Origin of the sequence: Ketogulonicigenium vulgare WSH-001, from assembly GCF_000223375.1 — a bacterium.
GTDB classification, from domain to species: Bacteria; Pseudomonadota; Alphaproteobacteria; order Rhodobacterales; family Rhodobacteraceae; genus Ketogulonicigenium; species Ketogulonicigenium vulgare.
The window spans coordinates 2,066,833-2,089,827 of sequence record NC_017384.1; the positions used below are offsets into that span (position 1 = coordinate 2,066,833).

Genomic DNA, 22,995 nt, shown 5'->3' on the forward strand with positions numbered 1-22,995 from the left:
CTAGGGCGCGCGACCTGCGCCCTAGTAGACGATGAATTCGGCATGCAACGCGCCAGCGGCGCGGATGCTTTTCAGGATATCGATCATATCATGCGGCGCGACGCCCAAGGCGTTCATGCCTGCGACCAATTCAGATAAAGAGGTGCCAGTGTTCACCTCGGCCATGCCGCCTGTGCCCGGATCGACCGACAGCGCCGCGGTGCTTTGCGGCACAACAACCGTCTCGCCGTTCGAGAACGGATTTGGCTGCACAACCATCGGGCTTTCCTCGACCCGCACAGTCAATCTCCCCTGCGAGACGGCGACACGGCTGATCCGCACGTCTTCGCCAATCACAATCGTGCCCGAGCGTTGATCAACCACCACGCGCGCGCGGATTTCCGGCTCGACCAGGATGTTCTCAATCTGACTCATGGCATGGGCGGGTGAGGAGGCTTGGGTCTGCGCGATGCTGACAATGACGGTGCCGGCGTCCTGCATCACAGCGACCGCGCGACCAAAGGTCTGGTTCACAGCCGTTTCAATCCGCGCAGCCGTGGTAAAATCCGGCGTGCGCAGCGCAAGACGCACATTGCTGAGGGTGCGAAAATCAAAATCAACCTCGCGCTCAATCGTCGCCCCTGCCGGAATGACGCCGGCCGTTGGAACGCCCTGCGTGACGCGGGCCGCCTGCGCCTCGGCCGAAAAGCCACCGGCGATGATTGTACCCTGCGCAACGGCGTATATCTCGCCATCTGCAGCATTAAGCGGCGTCATAACCAATGTGCCGCCCAGCAGGCTGGAGGCATCGCCAATCGCGGATACGGTCACATCCATCGGACTGCCCGCACGCGCAAAGGGTGGCAGGCGCGCGGTGACCATGACCGCCGCGACATTGCGCGGGCGAAATTGCTCGCCCGTAATATTCACGCCAAGGCGTTCCAGCACATTGGCCATAATCTCTTCGGTAAAGGGCGCGTTGCGGATGCCATCTCCCGTGCCGTTCAGGCCGACGACCAGACCGTATCCAACCAGATCATTGCCGCGGACGCCGTCGAATTCGACCAGATCCTTTAGCCGCGTCGGCGCGGCCTGCAAGGGAACAGTGACCAGCGCCATCGCGGCGCAGGCCGCCAGCAAAATTGCACGCATCTCTACCTCAGATAATTGGTCAGTGTCAGCGCCGCGAGGCGCGCCGTCAGCGTATAATGCAACTCGAGCTGGTCCGAGACTGCCTGCAGGGCTGTCGCGGCCTCGAACGTATCCACCTGCGCCAGATCATTGCGGGCTGTGCCAAGGCTGGTTTTTTCGGCGGCCAATCGCGTCTGGCTTTGCGCAAGCGTTTGCTCTGCAAGACCTACGCGGGCGCGCACTTCGGTCAGGCCGCTGGCCTGGGTTATCAGCCCCTCACCCGCCTTGTTCAAAAGCTGCGCCTGCGCGACCCCGGAAAAGCCAAGCCGGTCGGCAATCGCGGCGGTCGCAAGATCTTGCAGAAGTTGCATCACCACCGGATCATCCGCGCGCACGTCCAACGCGACGGATAGATCCTTGTCGATCTGCCGTCCCATATTTTGCGTATTGCCTTGATATCCTTCGGCTGGATCAGTCGGAAAAATATCCGCGAACCATTCCGCGATACCATTTTGGACATCACTGACCGTGACGGCCCCACCGATATAGGTCTCGATGGCGCTCAGCATGACATCCGCCGAAGCTGTCGCCGGGGCGCCAGATGCCGTGCCCGCGAATAGCGTCACGCCGCCGATCTGGGTGTTGAGGGCCGAAATCAGCTGGGCAAAGCCGTTGCGCGCCGCCTCGGCCCCGGCGCTGAGTTCAACCTGTGTGGCTTGCGGGCTGATGGCAATCAGCTGTGTGCTGATCGTGCTGCGCTGCAGGTCGATATTTTCCAGCGCGCTTTGTGCTGCGGCAAGCTGCGTGGCCATCAGACTCCCCGCCTTTGAATAGCTGGCGATCATGCCAAGACGATAGTCATGTGCGGCGAACTGATTGGCCCGCGTGCCCAGCTGCGCTGGCAAATCATGCGCCTCGCCGGATGCGACCTCGGCCGTCAGGATGGCCAAACGCTCTCGCATCTGCACATTCGCCTGCTGGTTCGCGAAATGACGACCTAGGTCACTGAGCGGTGTAAAGGCCATGTCAAATCTCCAACAGGGTTTGCAGCATTCCGTCCACGGCCTGAAGGACCTTGGCATTCGCCGCGTAAGAGGTTTCGATCAAAAGCAATTTCTGCATTTCACGGTCGGTATCGACGCCCTGCGCGGCCTCGGCACTGTACAGGCTGTTGAACAGGGCGGATTGATAGCTGGCCTCGCGATCGCTGCTGACGCGCGCGGCAGCGATGTCGTTCAAAACGCCGGCGGCCAGCGCGCTGCTTTGGCCCAGTGCCGACGACCAGCGGTTGAGCTGCACCGCGCTGCCCACGGCGGTGCCGCCGCCATACAGGCCGTCGCGCAAAAGTTGCGCGCTGCCGCCTTGGGCGGGGTCAATCAGCGTGTTCAACCGTAGCCGCGCGGAAAGTCCTGTTGCATCGCTGGGATCAACAAGACCGCCTGAATCGGTAAACAGGCCAAGACCTCCAGCAATGCTGGGGTCATTCGCGCTATCTTGGAACTTCAGCGCAAGATCGGCGGCAATCTCATCCAGCCCCGATTGTGCGGCCGTCAGCACCGTATCACGCAGGGCAAAGGCTGCGCCCAGCGTGCCGCCCGCCAGCTTGCCCATCCCGCCGCTCGCATCCAGCGGACGGCCATCGACCAGCACACCCGACAGCAGCCCGTTCTCCAGTGTCATATCGGCGGTGATCGTGTGGGAATGCGTAAAGCTGAATGTTGCTGCGCTGTTATCGACCAGCATCACCCCGCCCGGCGCCATCAGGGCGACGGCCCCATTGTCGCGCGGCACTTCGGTCAGCGGCACAAGCGAGGCGACCTGATCGATCAGTATGGCGCGCTGATCCATCAACCCCGCCGCATCTGCACCTGTGGTGAGCGCACGGCTGATCTGCGTGTTCAGCGCGGCAATCTGTGTCAGGCTGGTGTTCAACGCTTTGATCTGCGTGGCGATATCCGCATCGGCATCGACGCGCATTTGCTGCACCTTGGCCGCGCTGGCGTTCAGGGTGCTGACCACAGCTTGCAACGCCTGCTGTGCCGCCTGCAGCCCCGCATCGGAACTGGGTTCCGCCGCAGCGGCAACCAAAGCCTGCTCTAGCGCGCCAATCCGACCCGCGATGGAACCCGCATCTGCGGCGCTGCCCATCGCAACCTCAAGCCGCGCCAAGCCGTCGGATAGCGCGAGGGCCCCCGACATATGTGTCTGTGCGGCCCGCCGATCCGCTGTGATCGCGGCATTCACCGCGCGCGTGACGCCATCAACCGTCACCCCCGCGCCGCGCCCGCCGATGGAGCTGGCGGACAGCGCCACCTCGCGCCGCGCATAGCCCTCGGTCAGCGCGTTCGAGATATTGGATGAAATCACCTCGGTCTGGCGCGAGACGGCGGCAAGGCCAGATAAAGCATTGCCCAGCGAATAGGTCAGGCTCATGGCGCGGCTCCGTTAACGTTTCAGATTGGTGGTTTCCTGCAGCATCTCGTCCACGGTCTGGATGACCTTGGCGTTCGAGGAATAGGCACGTTGGGTCTGGATCATCTGCGTCAGCTCCGTCGCCACATCGACGGCAGATCCCTCACTCGCATAGCCCAGCATCTCGCCGGTCGGCCCCGCGCCCGCGTCCCACAAAAAGAACGCGCCGCTGTCTTGACTGACCGCATAGGTCTGGCTGCCCAAGGCCTGCAAACCGTTCACATTGGGTACATCAACCACGGGAATCTGATACAGCAGCCGTGTCAGGCCGTTGCTGTAGGTGCCATAAAGCTTGCCGCTTGCATCCACTTCGACCCCCGTCAACGTGCCCGAGGGCGCCCCATCGCGTGTCACGGCCACGGGTGCAAATCCGTCGGACAATTGCGTCATCCCATCCGCCTGCCCCGGCACGCCAAGGTTGATCGTCAGCGGCCCAGAGGCGACATCGATCGACATGAGACCCGTCGCAGGGTCATAGGGGCCACCCGCAATCGTGGTCACCGACAGCAATCGCCCGCCCCCCGTGCGCGAATCATCGAACACCAGATCATAGGTGCCAACCAGCGCCCCGCCCTGGGCGTCGTCATAGATCTCGACCGTCCAGGTGTTCGATTCGCCCGTCGCGGGAACGGTGGGGATATAATTCACGCTCAGCGTTTTGGTCTTACCAAGGTTGTCGTAATATTCGATGACCTGCGTCTCGACCGTGCCGGTGGCGCCCGCCTCGGTCGACGTCGCAGGCAGGTTCGCGGCCAGTGTCAGTTGCGTTGTGGGGGACCCTACCACTTGGTTCGTCAGCACGCGCACCGGCGTCAGGCCCGATGTCGTGTCGCGCGACTGCGTGCCGATTGATCCGGTGCTGTCGGCCGCCCAGCCCATCAACACATGGCCACTGGCAGTGGTCAGATACCCCGCCGCATTCGGGCTGAACGATCCGGTCGTCGTCATTTGAAACGGCAGCGCGCCGCCCGCTTCAATCGCGGATAGCGTGGTGACTGGCAAAAAGCCCCGCCCGCTGATCGCGATATCAGTTGCATTGCTGGTCGAGACCAGCGGCCCGCGTTCATCAATCACCCGCGTCGCGGTGGTGCGCACGCCGCCTGCGGTATATTTCGTGCTGCTGCTGCCGATGACCATCGCATAGAACTCGGTCTGGGCGCGCTTATAGCCGTTGGTCGAGGAATTCGCGATATTGTCCGAGATCGTCGCCAGCTTGTTCGCGTTGGCCGACAGGCCCGCAACGCCTGCGTTCATCGAAGAAGAAATAGACATGCGGCACCTTTTCAACTGTGGGAATCATCCGTGATGCTCAGGCTAGGCAGAGGGTCTTAACAATCCGTCAGCGACCATTGCGCAGGACGGTGATTTCAACGCGATCATTGCGCTGTACCGTTGGATCAAGGGTGATCGGGCTGCGGTCAGCGTGACCTGTCACGCGGCGCAGGCGCACGGGCGCGACGCCTGCCCCCTCCAGCGCGGCGCGTATAGTATCGGCGCGGGCGGCTGTCAGCGCCCATGCGCCCTGATCAGTGCCCGCCTGTTGCGGCAGATGCGCCGCCACAGCGATACCGTTCTCCACCTGCGCCGCAACGCTGGCAATCATCTGGATAATCGCAAGACTAAGCGGCGTCAGCACTGTGCCACCGGGCTGAAAAACCGGCGCATCGGGGGTGGAAAACACCTCGATCACCAGCCCCTCGTCCGTCATGCGTGTGATGATATGGCGCTGGATCGCGTCATCGACCAGACTTTCGCCGCTTTGGCCGGACAGCACCCGCGCGATATCCTCGAGTGCGAGGATATCACTGGATTGGGCGGCACTGGCGCCGCGCGCGGTGGGCATCCGGCCCGTGATGTAATCCATGCCGCTGCCGACAGCGGGGCCGACCTGCTGCGATTGGCTGTCGCGCCCACCGAACATACCATCCGCGCCGCCACTGACCGTGCTGACAGGCGTTCCGGTGGCAAAGAAATTCGCCAACCCGTCGCGCTGCTCTTCGGTGATGGAATTGATGATCCACATCAGCAAAAAGAACGCCATCATCGCGGTGACGAAATCGGCATAGGCGACCTTCCACGCGCCGCCATGATGGCCGCCGCCCGCGACCACCTTTTTGCGTTTGATAATGATGCGCTGATTTCCCGTCTGTGCCATGCCGACCCCGCCAAATTGCAGGGTCAGACTAACGTGCAAGGGATGAAGCCCCTGTTAATGAAAAAGCCCCGCACGGGGCGGGGCTTTCTCTTATTCTGCGGGAACTGCGACCACTTCGGTCGTCAGCGGATGTTTCAGGCTGGCGAGCATCTCGGTCGGGCAGACCTGCAAGAAGTTCGGCACTTCGGCATCCCAATTCGCCAAGATCTCGATCGCCTTGCGCGATCCTGTCTCGTGGGCATGACGCTCGATCATCGCGCGCAGCTCGGCCTCCCAATGGGTGACGGTGATCGGACAGGTGACCAGCGTTTCCATATTGATCATCGCCGAGGCACGCCCTTCGGGATCATAAAGATACGCCATACCGCCCGTCATGCCTGCGCCAAAGTTCGCGCCAATCGTGCCGAGGATCACAGCCGTGCCGCCGGTCATATATTCACAACCGTTGGTGCCACAGCCTTCGATCACGACCTTTGCGCCCGAGTTACGGACCGCGAAACGCTCGCCCGCACGGCCAGCCGCAAACAGGTAACCGTCGGTCGCACCATAAAGCACGGTGTTGCCGATGATCGTGTTTTCCGCCGCAACCAAGGGCGAGGACATCGGCGGGCGCACGATAATCGTGCCGCCTGACAGGCCCTTGCCGACATAGTCATTCGCCTCGCCAGACACTTCGATCTTCAGCCCGTGGACCGCAAAGGCCCCCAGACTTTGACCGGCCGATCCCGTCAGCTTCAGCGTCAGGTGATCGTCTTGCAGGCTGTTGCGCATCCCGAACTTGGTCACGATATGGCTAGAGACGCGCGTCCCGATGGTGCGCAGCGTGTTCTGCACCGCGTAATCAAGCTGCATCTTTTCGCCGTCGTTCAAGAACCGCTGCGCGTCCTTGACGATTTCGGCGTCCAGCGTGTCCGGCACCGCGTTGCGCGGGCGGCTGCGGTCATAGGTGTGACGCTTGGAGCCATCCACCTGGATCAGCAGCGGGTTCAGGTCGAGGTCGTCAAGACGCGCCGAACCACGGCTGATCTGCGACAGCAGATCCGCGCGGCCGATCACCTCATCCAGGCTGCGCGCACCGATGCTGGCCAGAATCTCGCGCACTTCGGTGGCATAGAAGGTGATCAGGTTGACCACTTTATCGGCCGAGCCGGTGAACTTCTGGCGCAGTTCGGGGTTCTGGGTGCAGACGCCCACCGGGCAGGTGTTCGACTGGCACTGACGCACCATGATACAGCCCATCGCGATCAGCGCAGCAGTGCCGATGCCGTATTCCTCGGCCCCCAGCATCGCAGCGATGACGATATCGCGGCCGGTGCGCAGACCGCCATCGGTGCGCAAAGTGACGCGATCACGCAGGTTGTTCATCGTCAGAACCTGATGCGCCTCGGTCAGGCCCATCTCCCACGGCAGGCCCGCGTGTTTGATCGATGTGCCCGGGCTTGCGCCCGTACCGCCGTTATGGCCCGAGACCAGAATGACATCGGCCTTGGCCTTGGCCACACCCGCCGCAATCGTACCAACGCCCGAGGACGAGACCAGCTTGACCGTCACTTTACAGCGCGGGTTGATCTGTTTCAGGTCATAGATCAGCTGCGCCAGATCCTCGATCGAATAGATATCGTGGTGCGGCGGCGGCGAGATCAGCGTCACGCCCTTGGTCGAGTGACGCAGACGGGCGATCAGCTCGGTCACTTTCATGCCGGGCAGCTGGCCACCTTCGCCGGGTTTCGCGCCTTGGGCGACCTTGATCTCCAGTTCCTCGCAGGCATTCAGATATTCGGCGGTCACACCGAAACGGCCCGAAGCCACCTGTTTGATCTTGGCACAAGGGTTGTCGCCGTTGGGCAGCGGATGGCTGTGCGCCGGGTCCTCGCCGCCCTCGCCGCTGTCGGATTTCGCACCGATGCGGTTCATGGCGATGTTCAGCGTCATATGCGCCTCGGGCGAGAGCGCGCCAAGGCTCATGCCGGGCGTCACAAAGCGCTTGCGGATCGAGGTGATGCTTTCCACTTCCTCGATCGGCACGGCGCCGCCCAGCGGCTTGATCGCCAGCAGGTCGCGCAGATGGATCGGCGGGTTCGCCTGCATCGCCTGCGAATAGCGCTGCCACAGCTCGTAGCTGGCGCGGTCACAGGCGGCTTGCAACATATGCATCGTCTGCGCTTCCCAAGCGTGCTTTTCGCCCGAACGGCGCGACTTGTAAAAGCCGCCGATCGGCAACACGTCCTGGCCGCCCTTCCAGCCCAAAGCATGGACCTGTTCGGCCTTGTGCTGGATGCCGATCAGACCGATGCCCGAGATGCGCGATTGCATGCCGGGGAAATATTCATCGACCATCGAGCGCGACAGACCGACAGCCTCGAAATTCAGGCCGCCGCGATAGGACGAGATGACCGAAATGCCCATCTTGGCCATGATTTTCAAAAGGCCGGCATTCACCGCCTCGCGATAGCGGCGCATCGCATCTTCCAGCGTGCCGTCCAGCAAGCCGCGCTCGATCCGGTCGCCGATGGAATCCTCGGCAAGGTAAGCGTTCACGGTTGTCGCGCCAGAGGAGATCAGCACGGCAAAGTAATGGGGGTCGATACATTCCGCGGCGCGCACGTTCAACGAACAGAAAGTCCGCAGGCCCTTGCGCGTCAACCAGCTATGAACAGCCGAGGTCGCAAGGATCATCGGCATCGCCACACGGGTTTCCGACTGGAATTCATCGGTCAGCACGATATGGCTCGCGCCCGAACGCACGGCATCTTCGGCCTCGGCGCGGATACGTTCCAGCCCGCCGCGCAGCGCGTCTTGGGTGCTGCCCGCATCAAAGGTGCAGTCGATGGTGACAACGCCCGCGCCATCGAATTGACGCAGCAGCTCCTCGAACTCGCCGGTGCAGATGAACGGCGTGTCCATGACCAGCGTTTCGGTCTGGTTGCTGCTTTCGTCCAGCACGTTCTTGAGGTTGCCAAAGCGCGTCTTCAGCGACATCACGCGGCTTTCGCGCAAGCTGTCGATCGGCGGGTTGGTGACCTGGCTAAAGTTCTGGCGGAAGTAATGCGACAGCGGGCGGTATTGCTTGGACAGCACCGCAACCGGCGTGTCATCGCCCATCGAGGCGATCATTTCCTTGCCGTCCTCGGCCATGGGCGTCAGGACTTGCTCCAGCTCCTCGACCGAATAGCCAGCCGCAATCTGCCGCTTGCGCAGGGCTGCGCCCGAGAACAGGCGCTTTTCGGGCAGCGTGACAACGGTGGACGAGAAGGACACCGACTTTTCAACCCAATCGCCAAAGGGCTGGGCGGCGGCCAGTTTGTCCTTGATCTCGCGGTCGTGGTACAGCTTGCCGGTTTGCATATCGACGGCAATCATCTGGCCGGGGCCAAGCGCGCCTTTCTCGACAACGGTGCGCTCGTTCACGGGCACCATGCCAACTTCGGAGCCTGCGATCAGCATCCCCTCGCCCGTCACGACATAGCGCATCGGGCGCAGGCCGTTGCGGTCCAGACCGCCGCAGACCCAGCGACCATCGGTCATCGCCAGCGCGGCGGGGCCGTCCCACGGCTCCATCACGGTGTTGCAATAGGCATACATATCGGCCCAAGCCTTGGGCATCTCGCCGACGTTTTTCGACCAGGCTTCGGGCACCAGCATGGTTTTCGCCATCGGCGCATTGCGACCGGCGCGCACCATCACCTCGAACACGGCATCCAGCGCGCCCGAGTCGGAAGTGCCAGCGGGGATGATCGGCTTGATATCCTCGGCCATGTCGCCAAAGGCGCCGTGCGCCATGCGGATCTCGTGGCTTTTCATCCAGTTGATGTTGCCCTTCAGCGTGTTGATCTCGCCGTTATGGGCCAGCATGCGGAAGGGCTGCGCCAGCGACCATTGCGGGAAAGTGTTGGTCGAATAGCGCTGGTGATAGATCGCAAAGGCCGACTCGAAACGGTCGTCCATCAGATCGGGATAGAACACCGCGACCTGCTCGGCCAGCATCATGCCCTTATAGATGATCGAGCGGCAGGACAGCGAACAGATATAGAGGCCGTTGACCTGACCGGCAGCGGCGGCTTTCTCGATGCGGCGACGGATGATGTACAGCTCGCGCTCGAACTGCTCGGCGTCGATGTTTTTTTCGCAGCGGATCAGGATTTGCTCAATCTCGGGGCGGGTCGCATTCGCCTTTTCACCCAAGACAGATGTGTCCACCGGCACGTGGCGCCAGCCATAGATGTAATGGCCCATGCGCAGCACTTCGGCCTCGACGATGGTGCGGCAGCGCTCTTGCGCGCCAAAATCGGTGCGCGGCAGGAAGACCTGCCCGACGGCCATCAGCTTGTCGGTTGCAGGCTCGTGCCCGGTGCTGCGGACTTGGTCGTGAAAGAACGGAGCCGGGATCTGGATATGGATGCCTGCGCCGTCGCCGGTCTTGCCATCGGCATCCACTGCGCCGCGGTGCCAGATGGCTTTCAGCGCGGTAATGCCCTTTTCCACGACCGAGCGCGAGGGCGTGCCATCGATGGCGACAACAAGGCCCACACCGCAAGAGGAATGCTCATCCTCTTCGCGATAGAGCGAATTCTCGGACATCCATTTACGCTTGGCTTCCTCGGCTGCAACCCAGGTTGCGTCATAGCTGCTCATGGCGAGACTCCTTCAAAGATGGGGGTTGCGGCAGGGACGACATCAGATCGCCACAGCCAAAAGCGGGAACGGCGGACAAAAAGCCAGCCTCGCCGGGGCGGCTGATGCGCACCGGGCTATTATCATCGGTGAATGTGTCCTCGGACGTCGAGATGGTCGAACTGCCCGACAGGAAATGGCGCCATTCACGGCTAATGTATTCGTTGCCCTCGGACTGCCAGACCAATTGGCCCGCCGCGTCAAAGGCACGGATGCTGAATTCGGTCTGATCCAGCGTCTCGCCATCCACCGTCAGCGTCTCGCCGGTCAGGCGGTCATAGCCACGATAGTTCATGACAAACGGCTGCTGACCGGGCGCACTGCTGGTGGTCGAGAAGTCATAATCGTCCCGCCCGGTGGCGATCAGATCAGACAGGCTGGCCGGATCGGCCGGGTTCGGCAAAAGCTGTTCCGTCAGGCCGGAACGCAGATGGCGGCTTTCGATCCACTGCGTTTCCGCGTCGATCATGCCGACATAGACCGGGCCTTCTTCATTGATGTCGATGCGGCGCTGATAGCCTTCGGGGTCGGCGCTGCAGGTAAAGTGATGCGACACGACGCAGGCGCGGCCCTGCACCGTCAGCCGTGCCTCGCATCCGGCGGGCACGGCAAAGGTGGTGTTCGGGTTACGCTGTTGCTGCGCGCCGGCCGCCAGCGGCAGCAGGGTTGCGACCGCAGCAAAAGCGGGGACGAGGCTGAAAAGGCGAAAATGTGTCATATCCACTCCTTGCCCGCGCCGCGCGCGGAGCTATTCCGCCGCGACGCTGGCGGCTTGGCCCAGATAATCCAGAATTGCCGTGGCGCAGTCACGTCCGTCGCGAATGCCCCAGACAACCAGCGAAGCGCCGCGCACGATATCACCGGCCGCGAACACGCCATCAAGGTTGGTCTGACCCGTGCCAAATTGCGCGCGCACCGTGCCCCAGCGGGTCACTTCCAGCCCGTCAACGCCCCACAGCTTGGGCAGATCCTCGGGCTCAAAGCCAAGCGCTTTGACGACCAGATCGGCATCCTCGATGTAATCGGCGCCTTCGATCAGCTCGGGGCTGCGACGGCCCGAAGCATCGGGCGCGCCCAGACGCATACGCTGCACATTCACGCCGGTCACAGTGCCCGCATCGGCGGTGAAGCCAGCGGGTGCGGCCAGCCAGACGAATTCGACGCCTTCTTCTTCGGCATTCTTCGTCTCGCGCTGCGAGCCGGGCATATTCGCTTTATCGCGGCGATACAGGCATTTGACCGAGGTCGCGCCCTGGCGGATCGCAGTGCGGACGCAGTCCATCGCCGTATCGCCGCCGCCGATCACCACGACGCGCTTGCCTTCGGCGTTCAGCGTGCCGTTGTCGTATTCAGCAACATCATCGCCAAAGTTCTTGCGGTTCGAGGCGGTCAAATAATCGAGCGCGCGCACGATACCGGCGGCATCCGCATTATCGCCCGCCAGATCACGCGTCTTGTAAACGCCGGTCGCAATCAGCACCGCATCATGTTTGCCGCGCAAAGCGTCAAAGCTGATGTCATCGCCCACATTGCAGTTCAGCACGAATTGCACGCCAGCCTGTTCCAACTGGTTGATGCGGCGCATGACGACATCTTTTTCCAGCTTAAAGCCGGGGATGCCATAGGTCATCAAGCCGCCCGCGCGGTCATAACGGTCATAGACGGTGACCTGAACGCCCGCCCGGCGCAGCACATCCGCTGCCGCCAGACCCGCAGGGCCCGCGCCGATGATGCCGACGCTTTCGCTGCGCTCAATCTCGGGCAGATGCGCCTTGACCCAGCCGTTTTCCCAAGCGGTGTCGGTGATATATTTCTCGACCGAGCCGATGGTCACAGTGCCATGGCCGGATTGTTCGATCACGCAATTCCCCTCGCACAGGCGGTCTTGCGGGCAGATGCGGCCGCAGATCTCGGGGAAGGTATTGGTCGCTTGGCTGATCTCATAGGCCTCTTGCAGGCGGCCTTCGGCGGTCAGACGCAGCCAATCGGGGATATTGTTCGACAGCGGGCAATGCGCTTGACAATAAGGCACGCCGCACTGGCTGCAACGCGAGGCTTGCTCGGCCGCTTTATTCGCGGCGAATTCGCGGTAGATCTCGTCAAAGTCCTGCGTACGCGCATCGGCATCACGCTTTTCAGGCATGAGGCGGGGGACAGTGACGAACTTCAACATCTTTTCAGTGGCCATAGCATGATCCTTCACGCAGCTGCTTGTAGCGTGAATAATCCGGCCTGTTTCAGAATAAAAGTCAGCACGACTGACCTAAATGGCATTTGAAGCGAGTTTTTTTGGACGCTCGCGTGCAAAATTGCAAAAATTAGGTCAGCAGGAGTGACTAATTCGCGCCAAAGCCCAAAGCGAGGGCAATCAGCGTCACCGTCCCAAGGGTGATTCGCCACCAGCCGAATAGTGCATAACCATGGCGCGAGATGTAATCGAGCAGCCAGCGCACCACGATCAGCGCCACGATAAAGGTCGCGACAAAGCCAACCGCGATATCCACCCAAGCCGCGCCGCTAAGGGCATCGCGGTTCTTGAACAGATCATAGGCCACCGCGCCGAACATCGTCGGGATGGACAGAAAGAACGAAAACTCGGCCGCCGCGCGCTTTTCCACGCCCATCAGCAGCGAGCCGACAATCGTCGCCCCCGAACGCGAAACGCCGGGGATCATCGCGATACATTGTACAAGGCCGATTTTCAGCGCCATCGGCAGCGGCAGATCCATCGGATCGCGATAACGCGGCGTGATCTTCATGCGGTCGACCACCAGCAGGATCACCCCACCGACGATCAGCGCCACAGCGATCGTCGCGGTCGATTCGAACAGCACCCGCTTGATCAGATCATGCGCCAAAACACCAATGAAGACGGCGGGCAAAAAGGCGATCAGCACCGACAGCACAAAACGCCGCGCCAGCGGATCGTGCGGGATGCGGCGTGCCACGCCGTAAAGACGCGCAAAATAATAGACAACGAGGGCCAGAATCGCGCCCAACTGGATTGCGACCTCGAACACGCGGGCGGGGCTTTCGAACCCCAGGAAATGGCCCGCGATCAACAAATGCCCGGTCGATGAAACGGGTAAAAACTCGGTCAGCCCCTCGATCACGCCCAAAAAGGCAGAGAGGAACAGATTATTATCGACCATGGAATGTCCTGTCAGTCAGCGCCCTTCGCGTCGCGCAGCTTTGCCGCCGACTCGCGGATTGCGGTGAACTGCCCGGCAGGGCGGAAACGCCACAGATAATCGGGCAGCACAACCCCAGTTGGCGCAGGCGTGATGCCAAAGGGCTGAAAACCGCTGCCGTCCGGCAAATGATGTGTATAGGACAGCATCGCGATCTGGTCGCGCGACAGCGGCACCGGCAGGATGCTGAAACTGGCGCGATGGCCAAATTCGGCAATGCCCGCCGCAAAACGCGCAAGGCCTAGGGGCAGATCGACGATTCGCGTGCTGCGCCGCGTCACCTGCAGGACCTGCTGCGCGATCTGCTGCATTGTCATCACCTCGGGCCCGGCCAGCGGATAGGTACCCGCGGCGAAATCGGGCGCAAGCGCGGTGACAATCGCCGCGGCGACATCATCGACCCAGACCGGCTGCATTTTCACATCGCCGCCCACAATCGGCAACACCGGCAGCCGCGCAAGGCCAGCCAGACGATTGAAGAAGTGATCGTCGCGCCCGAACATCACCGCAGGCTGCACCACAACCGCAGATGGGAACGCGGCCAGCACCGCCGCCTCGCCCGCCGCCTTGCTGTCGAAATAGGCACTGCCCTGCCCGCCCGTCCCAAGGGCCGAGACATGCACCAACCGCTGCACGCCCGCCGCCCGCGCCGTGCGGGCGATCAGCGCGGCGCCCAAGTGATGCACGGCGTCGAATGTATTGGCACGCAGTTCCGTCAGGATGCCGATGCAATTGATCGCGGCATCTGCGCCATCCAGCACGCGCGCGACCGATGCGGCATCGCGGATATTGCAGGCCACAGGCTCGACCTGACCGACGGCGCCATAGGGGCGCAAGAACAGCGCAAGGTTCGGATCACGCACCGCCGCCCGCACCCGCCATCCCGCCTGCGCCAGCCGCCGCACCACATAGCGCCCCAAAAAGCCGCTGGCCCCGAATACCGTTACAATGCCTGACATATGCCCGCCCTTTTTCGGTTTTCGCGATGCTACAGCCGCACCCTAGGGCAGGCAAGTCATTGACGTCAGGACATGTCAAATCCGTAAAAAATCGTGTTGACGCCGCCCGCTGGCAGCCCTAGATACAGCCTCACACAACCGGCCCAGGTGGTGGAATTGGTAGACGCGCTGGCTTCAGGTGCCAGTGTCCGCAAGGACGTGGAGGTTCGAGTCCTCTTCTGGGCACCACTACCCTCGAAAACCCGCCAAGCTTTGCTTGGCGGGTTTCGTGTTTCAAAAACACCGCTGCAGCGCTAGCTTTCACGAAAAGAGGGTGGGATGTCCGTTTTCCGTATCTGGCTGCGCCGAATCGTTTTGGGCGTTATCGCGATTGCAGTCCTTACCCTCGCCGGGCTGTGGGTGATCGCGCCGCAAATCCTTGTTCTCGCCCGCGAGGGGTTTCCGGGGCAGGTCTGGCCCACCAGCGGCACCTATCTAGAGGTTGCGGGCGCACAGACCCCCGCCGCGCCGCCTGCTGGCCGCGCCCTGCCCGCCGCCGCCCATGATCGGCTGGTCAACACCTCCGGCCGCGCCCTGCTGATGGAGCGGGCTGGCGTGCTGGAATATGAGGAATATACGGCGGGCCTCGCGCGCGAGGATCGCTTCAATTCCTATTCGATGGTGAAAAGCCTGATAGGCGCGATGATCATCCGCGCGGTGGCCGATGGCAAAATCGCCTCGCTGGATGATCCGCTGTCGGATTATCTTGGCCCCGAATCGCCGGACACCACCATCCGCGCGGTGCTGACCATGACCAGCGGGCTGGAGCTGCACGGGCTGCAAACTAAGCAAATGGAAGATGGTGATTTCTCTGCCTTTAGCGGCGTGGCCGAGCTGCATGCCTTTGGGATCGAGCGTCTGTTGCCGCGCCTGCACCCCAACGCGGCGGTTGCAGGCACCTTCCGCTATGAAAGCTCCAATTCAGCGGTGCTGGGGGCGGTATTGGAACAGGTCTATCAACAGCGCCTGCCCGCGCTTTTGTCGACGCTGATCTGGCAGCCCGCAGGCGCGCAAACCGCATCATGGCGCGCCTATCCGATGTCTGGCGGCGCGACAGCCTATTGCTGCCTCTACGCCCGCCCCCTCGATTGGCTGATGGTGGGGCGTTACCTGCTGGACAACGGCACGCCAGAGGCGCCCTTCCTGCCGCAGCCGCTGTGGAATGATTTGTTCCTGCCCACGCTGTCCCCAGAACAGCGCCAAGACCGCTTTTACGGCTATCACATCAGTCACAATGTCATGGATCGCGCGGGCGAGAATGTCGCCGGGCCATTCGCCTATTTCACGGGGCATCTCGGACAGGTTGTCTACCTCCTGCCCGAGCAAAATACCGTCGTCGTCCGCTTTGGCGCGCAGCGCCAGCCCCTGCAGGCGACGCTTTACGACCTGTTCTGATTACTTTGCCGCGATGGTGATCGGGACCAGCACGTCTGGCTCGATCACATCCACCCCCGGCAGGCCGGCCTTCAGCGCATCGGCGTTTTGTTCCAGCAGCGGGAAGGTGCGGTAATGGCAGGGAATCACCGTCTCGAAATGGAAATATTTCTTTGCGGCCCAGGCCGCGCGGCTCATATCCATCGTATAGTGACCACCGGCAGAGAGGATGCCGATGTCCGGCGCGTGCAGCTCTCCCATCCAGGCCATATCGGCCATGATGTCGGTATCGCCGCTGAAATAGATCACATGCCCCTCGCCCGCGATCATAAAGCCCGCCTCGGACCCGACCGCCACCAACCCATCCGGCCCCGCAAGGGTCGAGGAATGGCTGGCGTTCACCATCGTCACCGCGACATTACCCAAGCGCAGCGTGCCGCCCTTGTTGATGCCAATGGTCTGCGCGCCTTGGGTCTTGTGCAGATAGCCCGCCAGATCGGCGATGGCGATGATGGGCGCGCCGGTGGTGGCGGCGACCTCTAGCACATCGGCGACGTGATCCGAATGGCCGTGGGTCAGCAGGATATGCGTCGTGCCCGCGACGGCCTCATCCCGCTTTGCCGTCGGGAAAACGGGGTTATCCGTCAGCCACGGATCGACCAACAGGATCTGATCGCCAATCTCGATCCGAAAGCTGCCATGTCCCAGCCAAATGATATTCATGATCCAATCCTTTGCTTGATCGGATCAGTTTACGCCCCACGCCCCGCTTATCCAGCCCGCATCGCATAACAACCGCGTGCCCGCCTTGCGGTAAAGGACGGCGGGCGCTAAACGCATCAACGACTAGTCGCAGTTGGAGAACAGCATGTCGATCGACATCGAGACCGCCCGCCGGGTGGCAAAACTCGCCCGGATACGGGTTGAACCAGAGGCCCTGCCCGCGCTGGCTTCGGAATTCTCGGCGATCCTCGGATTCATCGAACAGCTAAACGAAGTGGATGTCGAGGGCGTCGAGCCGATGACCTCGGTCACGCCCATGCGCCTGAAGCGCCGCGAAGACATTGTGACCGACGGCGAACAACAAGCCGCCGTCCTTGCCAATGCGCCCGATGCCCGTGAAGGGTTCTTTGCCGTTCCGAAGGTGGTGGAATGACCGATATCAGTAAACTGACCATCGCCACCGCACGCGACCTGCTGCGCAAAGGCGAATTGACCAGCCGCGAGCTGACCGACAGCTATATCAGCGCGATCGAAGGCGCGGATGCGCTGAACGCCTATGTCCACAAGACGCCCGACATTGCCCGCGCGCAGGCAGATGCCGCCGATGCGCGCCTGAAAGCGGGCGATGCGCCCGATATGTGCGGCATCCCGCTGGGCATCAAAGACCTGTTCGCGACCAAAGGCGTCGCAAGCCAGGCGGCATCCGGCATTCTGGCGGGGTTCAAGCCGGAATACGAATCGACCGTCACCAGCAAATTGTTCGGTGATGGCGCGGTGATGCTGGGCAAGCTGAACATGGACGAATTCGCCATGGGCTCGGCCAACGAATCCTCGGTCTATGGCCCGGCGGTGAACCCGTGGCGCGCGGCGGGCAGCGATGCGGCGCTGACGCCCGGCGGCTCGTCGGGTGGCTCGGCTGCGGCGGTTGCGGCCGATCTGTGTCTGGCCGCCACCGGCACGGATACCGGCGGCTCGATCCGCCAGCCTGCGGCCTTCACCGGCGTCACCGGCATCAAGCCGACCTATGGCCGCGTCTCGCGCTGGGGCATTATCGCCTATGCTTCCTCGCTGGATCAGGCGGGCCCGATGACCAAGGACGTGCGCGACGCAGCGATTATGCTGACCGCCATGTCCGGCACCGACTCCAAGGATTCGACAAGTGCCGATCTGGCCGTGCCCGATTTCGAAGCCGCCCTGACCGGCGATATTCGCGGCAAGACCATCGGCATCCCGCGCGAATACCGCATCGACGGCCTGTCGCCCGAGATTGCAAAGCTGTGGGATGACGGTATCGCCATGCTGAAAGATGCGGGCGCCAAGATCGTCGATATCAGCCTGCCGCATACGAAATACGCCCTGCCCGCCTATTACGTGATCGCGCCTGCCGAAGCCTCTTCGAACCTTGCGCGTTATGACGGCGTGCGCTTTGGTCACCGCGCACAGCTCTCGGCTGGCGACGGCATCAACGAGATGTATGAAAAGACCCGCGCCGAAGGCTTTGGCCCCGAGGTGCAGCGCCGCATCATGATCGGTACCTATGTGCTGTCGGCTGGCTTTTATGACGCCTATTACAACCGCGCCCGCCGCGTGCGGACGCTGGTGAAACAGGACTTTGAACAGGCCTTTGCGGCGGGTGTCGATGCAATCCTGACGCCTGCAACGCCCTCCTCGGCCTTTGCGCTGGGGATGGAGAGCGCAGATCCGGTGCAGGCCTATCTGAACGATGTTTTCACCATCACCGTGAACCTTGCCGGCCTGCCCGGCATCTCGGTGCCAGCCGGACAAGACAGCAAGGGCCTGCCCCTTGGCCTGCAACTGATCGGCAAGCCGTGGGAAGAGGGTGATTTGCTGAACATTGCCTATTCACTGGAACGTGCCGCAGGCTTTGTGGCCAAGCCCGCCCGCTGGTGGTAACTTTCTAAAAACCCTTAATGGATCTTGCGATGAAACGGATTTTGCTTTCGATGGTGGCGCTTTCGGCTTTGGCCGCGTGTCAGTCATCGCAAGATTACAGCAGCAACACCGGCAGCAACGCGGGCTTTAGCGCCCCCGTTGCCGTCAGCTCGGCCCCCCTTGGGGCGGCAGGCAGCAGCCCGATTACCAGCGCCCCCGCTGATGCGAACCGCACCGCTGGGGTGCAAGCCTCGCCCACGAATACGGGCATCGCCTCGACCGGGATTTCGACGCAGGAAGATTTCGAGACGCTGTCCTCGCGCGTTAGCATCGAGGAAGATGCCGCCCTGATCGCGCAGCAACGCGCCGCCTATCAGGTTGTGCAGCCGACCGCGCTGCCGACGAACCCCGGCAACACCGGCCCCAATATCGTCGAATATGCGCTGAACGCCCCGAACCAAAAGGGTCAGGCCTGGTACTCGCGTTTCATGTGGGCCAGCGAAGGCCGTTTCCAGCGCAACTGCGCCGCCTATAGTTCGGCCGACGAGGCGCAGCGCGATTTTCTGGCCCGTGGCGGCCCCGAGCGTGACTGGCGCGGCATCGACCCCGATGGCGACGGCTTTGCCTGTGGCTGGGACCCCGCGCCCTTCCGCGCGGCTGCGGGCCGCTAAGCCCCTCATGCCATTGACCCCGCCTGATGGGCGGGGTAATTCCCCCCTCGCGCGGATGGCTGGATGACCGCGGGCGCCCTTGCGGCGTTCGAGGAAAGTCCGGACTCCAACAAGCACGGTGCCGGGTAACGCCCGGCCGGGGAAACCCGAGGGAAAGCGCCACAGAAAAGAAACTACCCTGCATGTCGGGGTAAAGGTGAAACGGTGGGGTAAGAGCCCACCGCGGGACTGGCAACAGGACCGGCATGGCAAGCCCCACCGGGAGCAATGCCAAATAGGGACCCCGCGCGGGAGCATGGTCCAGAGCAATCTGGATATCGCCGTAGGGATGCTTTAGCCCGAGGGGTCCGGGTTGGCAGCTAGAGGTGTCATGGTAACATGGCGCTAAGATGAATGGTCATCCACGGGGGGAAACCCCCTGGACAAAATCCGGCTTATAGGCTGTCCGCGCAGTTATTTTATTGGCCCATCACCGCTTGGCTTTTGCGGTTGACTCGGGCGATAGGCACGCTAAAAGGCGGGTCTGTAAGAATTCACGCGAAGGGCTGCCCACCGCACCCGTGCGATAGGAGTAAACCCATGGCAAAGCCTACCACGATTAAAATCCGCCTGAACTCGACCGCTGGCACCGGCCACTTCTATGTGACCAAAAAGAACGCCCGCACCATGACCGAGAAAATGACCGTCAACAAGTATGACCCGGTTGTGCGCAAGCACGTCGAATACAAAGAAGGCAAGATCAAGTAATTCACTTGGTCCCCCGATTGCGAAAGCCGCCCCTTGGGGCGGCTTTTTGCATTTCGGGCTGGCATTATTGGGGTAGCAGCACGCCCGGCCCTGCGACTCTGACATGATCCCAGCGAAACAGCGTGACATGCCAGCCGCCCGCAATCTGGCGCGAGGGGTCGATGATCCCATCCGCCCCTGCCCGCCGCGCCGCATCCGCGATCTGCCACGAGGGCCGCTCGCTCCCCTCGACCAGCGCGCCCTGCCAAGAAGCCTGCGACCATGCGGGATCGACACCTAGGTCCGCTGCCGCATCTGTGTCGCGCGGATCGAACAACCACAGCTGATCCGCCTGGAGCGGCACACAGATGCGGGGGATGCCATCCTGCTGCATAGAGGGGGCCTGCCGTCATCCGACCATGCCGCGCTGAGGTACCCGCGCTCTCCGGCGCGGCTATAGCGCCCCGGCGGACCTGCCATAAGCGGGTTCAGCACATCGGGCCTGCCATAACCAGCACCGCGCATACAGCGCCCCGCTAAACGCCGCTACGCCCCGCGCTAGCGGCGCGGCCCGAACAGGGGACGCAGCTCGGCGGCCAGCGCCTGACGCTCCTCCTCGGACAGGAAGGCGCCGATCTCGACCTCGCGGTTGCTGCCGCGCAGAGTGATGTAATTGGGCACGGGGCCGCCCTCGGGGATCAGGGTCAGGCGCACCCAATGGGGGTTTGCTTCCCATTCACGGCGGCGCTCATAGGTGCCGGTGCGGATCAGTTGGACATGGTCATCCCAGACCAACAACCGTTCCAGCACATGCCCGTCGCGATAGTTGCGGCGAAAGGCCAGATAAAGGCCCCAGATCGTCAGCATAAAGAACGGCAGCACGCCCCATAGCACAGGCGATCCCAGCGCCACCGTCAGCGGCACCGCGATCAGCAGCAGCGTGATGACCATAAAGGTCACGAACCCCCGCAGCGGCAGCGAGCGATAGGGCCAGAGGTGCAATTCGGCAATTGGTGGATGTGAAACGGCAACGGCCCCGGATTCCTCCGGGGCCGCGCGTGGTTTCACCCATTCATAGGGCAATTCCTAAACTCCTGTCGCTTAGTGCGAGGGATGCTTGTCCCAGTCCGAGCGCTTGGGCAGCGTTTCGAACGTGTGGGCCGGAGGCGGCGAAGGCAGCGTCCATTCCAGCGTATCGGCGAATTCGCCCCACGGGTTCGGACGGGTCTCGCGGCGGCCAGCAACCAGCGTGTAGACAAAGATCACGATGAAGAACAGGAACGAGGCGAAGGCCAGGAACGCACCATAGGACGAGACTTTGTTCCACAGCGCGAAGGCTTCGGGATAGTCGATGTAACGGCGCGGCATACCCTGACGTCCCAGGAAGTGCTGCGGGAAGAACGTGACGTTCGCACCGATGAAGAAGGTCCAGAAGTGCAGCTTTGCAGCCCATTCCGGGAAAGCGCGGCCCGAGAACTTCGGCATGTAAAAGTAGATACCGGCGAAGATCGCAAAGATCGCACCCAGCGACATCACATAATGGAAGTGCGCCACCACGTAATAGGTGTCGTGATATGCACGGTCCAGACCCGCTTGGGCCAGCACGATACCGGTCACACCACCCACGGTGAACAGGAACATAAAGCCAAAGGCCCAGAGCATCGGCGATTTGAACTCAACCGAGCCGCCCCACATCGTGGCGATCCACGAGAAGATCTTAATGCCGGTCGGCACCGCGATCACCATGGTGGCCAGCATGAAGTAGGATTGCTGGGTCAGCGACATACCAACGGTGTACATGTGGTGCGCCCAGACGACAAAGCCCAGAACACCGATTGCCACCATTGCATAGACCATCGGCAGGTAACCGAAGACCGGCTTTTTCGAGAAGGTCGACACGACATGGCTGATGATGCCAAAGCCGGGCAGAATGATGATGTACACTTCCGGGTGGCCAAAGAACCACAGGATGTGTTGGTACAGAATCGGGTCACCGCCGCCAGCAGGATTGAAGAAGGTCGTGCCGAAGTTACGGTCGGTCAGCAGCATGGTGATTGCACCAGCCAGAACCGGCAGCGCCAGCAGGATCAGCCAAGCCGTGATAAAGATCGACCACGAGAACAGCGGCACTTTGTGCAGCGTCATGCCGGGGGCGCGCATGTTCAAGAAGGTCGTGATCATGTTGATCGCGCCCATGATCGAGGAGGCACCCGACAAGTGAACCGCGAAAATCGCGAGGTCCATCGAATAGCCAGCTTCGCGGGTCGACAGCGGCGGGTACAGAACCCAACCAACGCCCGAACCCAGCTGACCGTCACCGCCCGGTGCGAACAGCGAAGCCACGCCCATCGCGGTACCGGCAATGAACAGCCAGAACGACAGGTTGTTCATACGCGGGAAGGCCATATCCGGAGCGCCGATTTGCAGCGGCATCAGATAGTTACCAAAACCACCGAACAATGCGGGGATAACCACAAAGAACATCATCAGAATACCATGGTAGGTAACCATGACGTTCCACAGGTGTCCGTTCGCCGTACATGTCTGCGAGGCATCCGCGATCAGACGTGCGCCTTCAAGGCACATGTACTGAACACCCGGATCCATCAGCTCAAGGCGCATGTAGACGGTGAACAGGACGGAAATGAAACCAACAACACCAGCCGCTACAAGGTATAGCAGACCGATGTCTTTGTGGTTGGTCGACATGAACCAGCGCGTGAAGAAGCCTTGCTTCTCATGGTGGTCATGGCCGTGAATGGCGGCGTCTGCCATGTGGCTCTCCCCGGAATCTAGCAAAGACTGAGGGATGCGTGACCTAACGCTCCCCCACCAAATGCGTTCGTTCTAGCGAGGGGGGCCGAAGGGAGCAAGATAAGAAAGCCCCGCAAAAGACGATTGCCACTAATGGGTGACGTTAAGTCACATCAAGCCTGCTCACGTATCTTTGCCGATGCGGGGCTTTGCGGCGCGCGCGGATGGCTTTTCATATGTAAACTTCACCGTTATTC

The 22,995-nt window shown here is 61.9% G+C and carries 19 protein-coding genes, 1 tRNA gene and 1 other RNA gene; 7 read left to right on the forward strand and 14 right to left on the reverse strand.

Annotation, left to right across the window (positions count from 1 at the left end; translation table 11 throughout):
• Window positions 1–21: 21 nt before the first annotated feature.
• The 10 genes from KVU_RS10260 to KVU_RS10305 form a co-directional block, all read right to left on the reverse strand.
• Window positions 22–1,131, reverse strand: coding sequence for a flagellar basal body P-ring protein FlgI (locus KVU_RS10260; protein WP_013385163.1), 1,110 nt, complete (start codon window positions 1,129–1,131; stop codon window positions 22–24).
• Between the two features lie 2 nt (window positions 1,132–1,133).
• Window positions 1,134–2,135 carry a flagellin gene (locus KVU_RS10265; protein WP_013385164.1) on the reverse strand — a complete coding sequence of 334 codons (1,002 nt, stop codon included), beginning with the start codon at window positions 2,133–2,135 and terminating at the stop codon, window positions 1,134–1,136.
• A 1-nt stretch (window position 2,136) separates the two neighbouring features.
• Window positions 2,137–3,543: a flagellar hook-associated protein FlgK gene (gene flgK / locus KVU_RS10270; RefSeq protein WP_013385165.1), complete on the reverse strand. Its 1,407-nt coding sequence runs from the start codon at window positions 3,541–3,543 to the stop codon at window positions 2,137–2,139.
• Between the two features lie 12 nt (window positions 3,544–3,555).
• The gene (locus tag KVU_RS10275) at window positions 3,556–4,854 is read right to left on the reverse strand and encodes a flagellar hook protein FlgE (protein ID WP_013385166.1); all 1,299 of its coding nucleotides are present in this window, start codon (window positions 4,852–4,854) and stop codon (window positions 3,556–3,558) included.
• Window positions 4,855–4,921: 67 nt separating this feature from the next.
• Window positions 4,922–5,737, reverse strand: coding sequence for a flagellar motor protein MotB (locus KVU_RS10280; protein ID WP_236953102.1), 816 nt, complete (start codon window positions 5,735–5,737; stop codon window positions 4,922–4,924).
• 90 nt (window positions 5,738–5,827) lie between these two features.
• Entirely contained in the window at window positions 5,828–10,369 is a 4,542-nt protein-coding gene (gene gltB, locus KVU_RS10285; RefSeq protein WP_013385168.1) for a glutamate synthase large subunit, read from the reverse strand.
• Window positions 10,356–11,126 (reverse strand): hypothetical protein, encoded by a 771-nt coding sequence (locus KVU_RS10290; RefSeq protein WP_013385169.1) that lies wholly within the window; start codon window positions 11,124–11,126, stop codon window positions 10,356–10,358. Before KVU_RS10290 ends, gltB begins: the two co-directional genes overlap by 14 nt.
• A gap of 30 nt (window positions 11,127–11,156) precedes the next feature.
• Window positions 11,157–12,596 carry an NAD(P)-dependent oxidoreductase gene (locus KVU_RS10295; protein WP_013385170.1) on the reverse strand — a complete coding sequence of 480 codons (1,440 nt, stop codon included), beginning with the start codon at window positions 12,594–12,596 and terminating at the stop codon, window positions 11,157–11,159.
• A 148-nt stretch (window positions 12,597–12,744) separates the two neighbouring features.
• Entirely contained in the window at window positions 12,745–13,560 is an 816-nt protein-coding gene (locus KVU_RS10300; protein ID WP_013385171.1) for an undecaprenyl-diphosphate phosphatase, read from the reverse strand.
• A gap of 11 nt (window positions 13,561–13,571) precedes the next feature.
• Window positions 13,572–14,558: a complex I NDUFA9 subunit family protein gene (locus KVU_RS10305; protein WP_013385172.1), complete on the reverse strand. Its 987-nt coding sequence runs from the start codon at window positions 14,556–14,558 to the stop codon at window positions 13,572–13,574.
• A 141-nt stretch (window positions 14,559–14,699) separates the two neighbouring features.
• Between KVU_RS10305 and KVU_RS10310 the strand changes: the two genes are divergently transcribed.
• Window positions 14,700–14,786: transfer RNA gene (locus KVU_RS10310), tRNA-Leu, on the forward strand.
• Between the two features lie 90 nt (window positions 14,787–14,876).
• Window positions 14,877–15,992 carry a serine hydrolase domain-containing protein gene (locus tag KVU_RS10315; protein ID WP_013385173.1) on the forward strand — a complete coding sequence of 372 codons (1,116 nt, stop codon included), beginning with the start codon at window positions 14,877–14,879 and terminating at the stop codon, window positions 15,990–15,992.
• On the opposite strand, the gene KVU_RS10320 is transcribed toward KVU_RS10315, so the two are convergent.
• Entirely contained in the window at window positions 15,993–16,694 is a 702-nt protein-coding gene (locus tag KVU_RS10320; protein ID WP_013385174.1) for a metal-dependent hydrolase, read from the reverse strand. It abuts the gene before it with no gap.
• 145 nt (window positions 16,695–16,839) lie between these two features.
• On the opposite strand from KVU_RS10320, the gene gatC reads away from it, so the two are divergent.
• The 5 genes from gatC (at window position 16,840) to rpmG (ending at window position 20,005) form a co-directional block, all read left to right on the forward strand.
• Window positions 16,840–17,127, forward strand: coding sequence for an Asp-tRNA(Asn)/Glu-tRNA(Gln) amidotransferase subunit GatC (gene gatC, locus KVU_RS10325; RefSeq protein WP_013385175.1), 288 nt, complete (start codon window positions 16,840–16,842; stop codon window positions 17,125–17,127).
• Window positions 17,124–18,608, forward strand: a complete 1,485-nt coding sequence (gatA, locus tag KVU_RS10330; protein ID WP_013385176.1) for an Asp-tRNA(Asn)/Glu-tRNA(Gln) amidotransferase subunit GatA — start codon at window positions 17,124–17,126, stop codon at window positions 18,606–18,608. Before gatC ends, gatA begins: the two co-directional genes overlap by 4 nt.
• Window positions 18,609–18,637: 29 nt before the next feature.
• Entirely contained in the window at window positions 18,638–19,258 is a 621-nt protein-coding gene (locus tag KVU_RS10335; RefSeq protein WP_148225666.1) for a hypothetical protein, read from the forward strand.
• Window positions 19,259–19,309: 51 nt separating this feature from the next.
• Window positions 19,310–19,711: RNase P RNA component class A (rnpB, locus tag KVU_RS10340), an RNA gene on the forward strand.
• A gap of 126 nt (window positions 19,712–19,837) precedes the next feature.
• Window positions 19,838–20,005 (forward strand): 50S ribosomal protein L33, encoded by a 168-nt coding sequence (gene rpmG, locus KVU_RS10345; protein ID WP_011750518.1) that lies wholly within the window; start codon window positions 19,838–19,840, stop codon window positions 20,003–20,005.
• A gap of 64 nt (window positions 20,006–20,069) precedes the next feature.
• Here the strand turns inward: rpmG and KVU_RS10350 are convergent, their stop codons facing one another.
• The 3 genes from KVU_RS10350 to ctaD form a co-directional block, all read right to left on the reverse strand.
• Window positions 20,070–20,378, reverse strand: coding sequence for an RES domain-containing protein (locus tag KVU_RS10350; protein WP_013385178.1), 309 nt, complete (start codon window positions 20,376–20,378; stop codon window positions 20,070–20,072).
• Window positions 20,379–20,542: 164 nt separating this feature from the next.
• Window positions 20,543–21,067, reverse strand: a complete 525-nt coding sequence (locus KVU_RS10355) for a DUF2244 domain-containing protein (protein ID WP_013385179.1) — start codon at window positions 21,065–21,067, stop codon at window positions 20,543–20,545.
• 18 nt (window positions 21,068–21,085) lie between these two features.
• Window positions 21,086–22,759, reverse strand: coding sequence for a cytochrome c oxidase subunit I (gene ctaD / locus KVU_RS10360; RefSeq protein ID WP_014537977.1), 1,674 nt, complete (start codon window positions 22,757–22,759; stop codon window positions 21,086–21,088).
• Window positions 22,760–22,995: the final 236 nt, after the last annotated feature.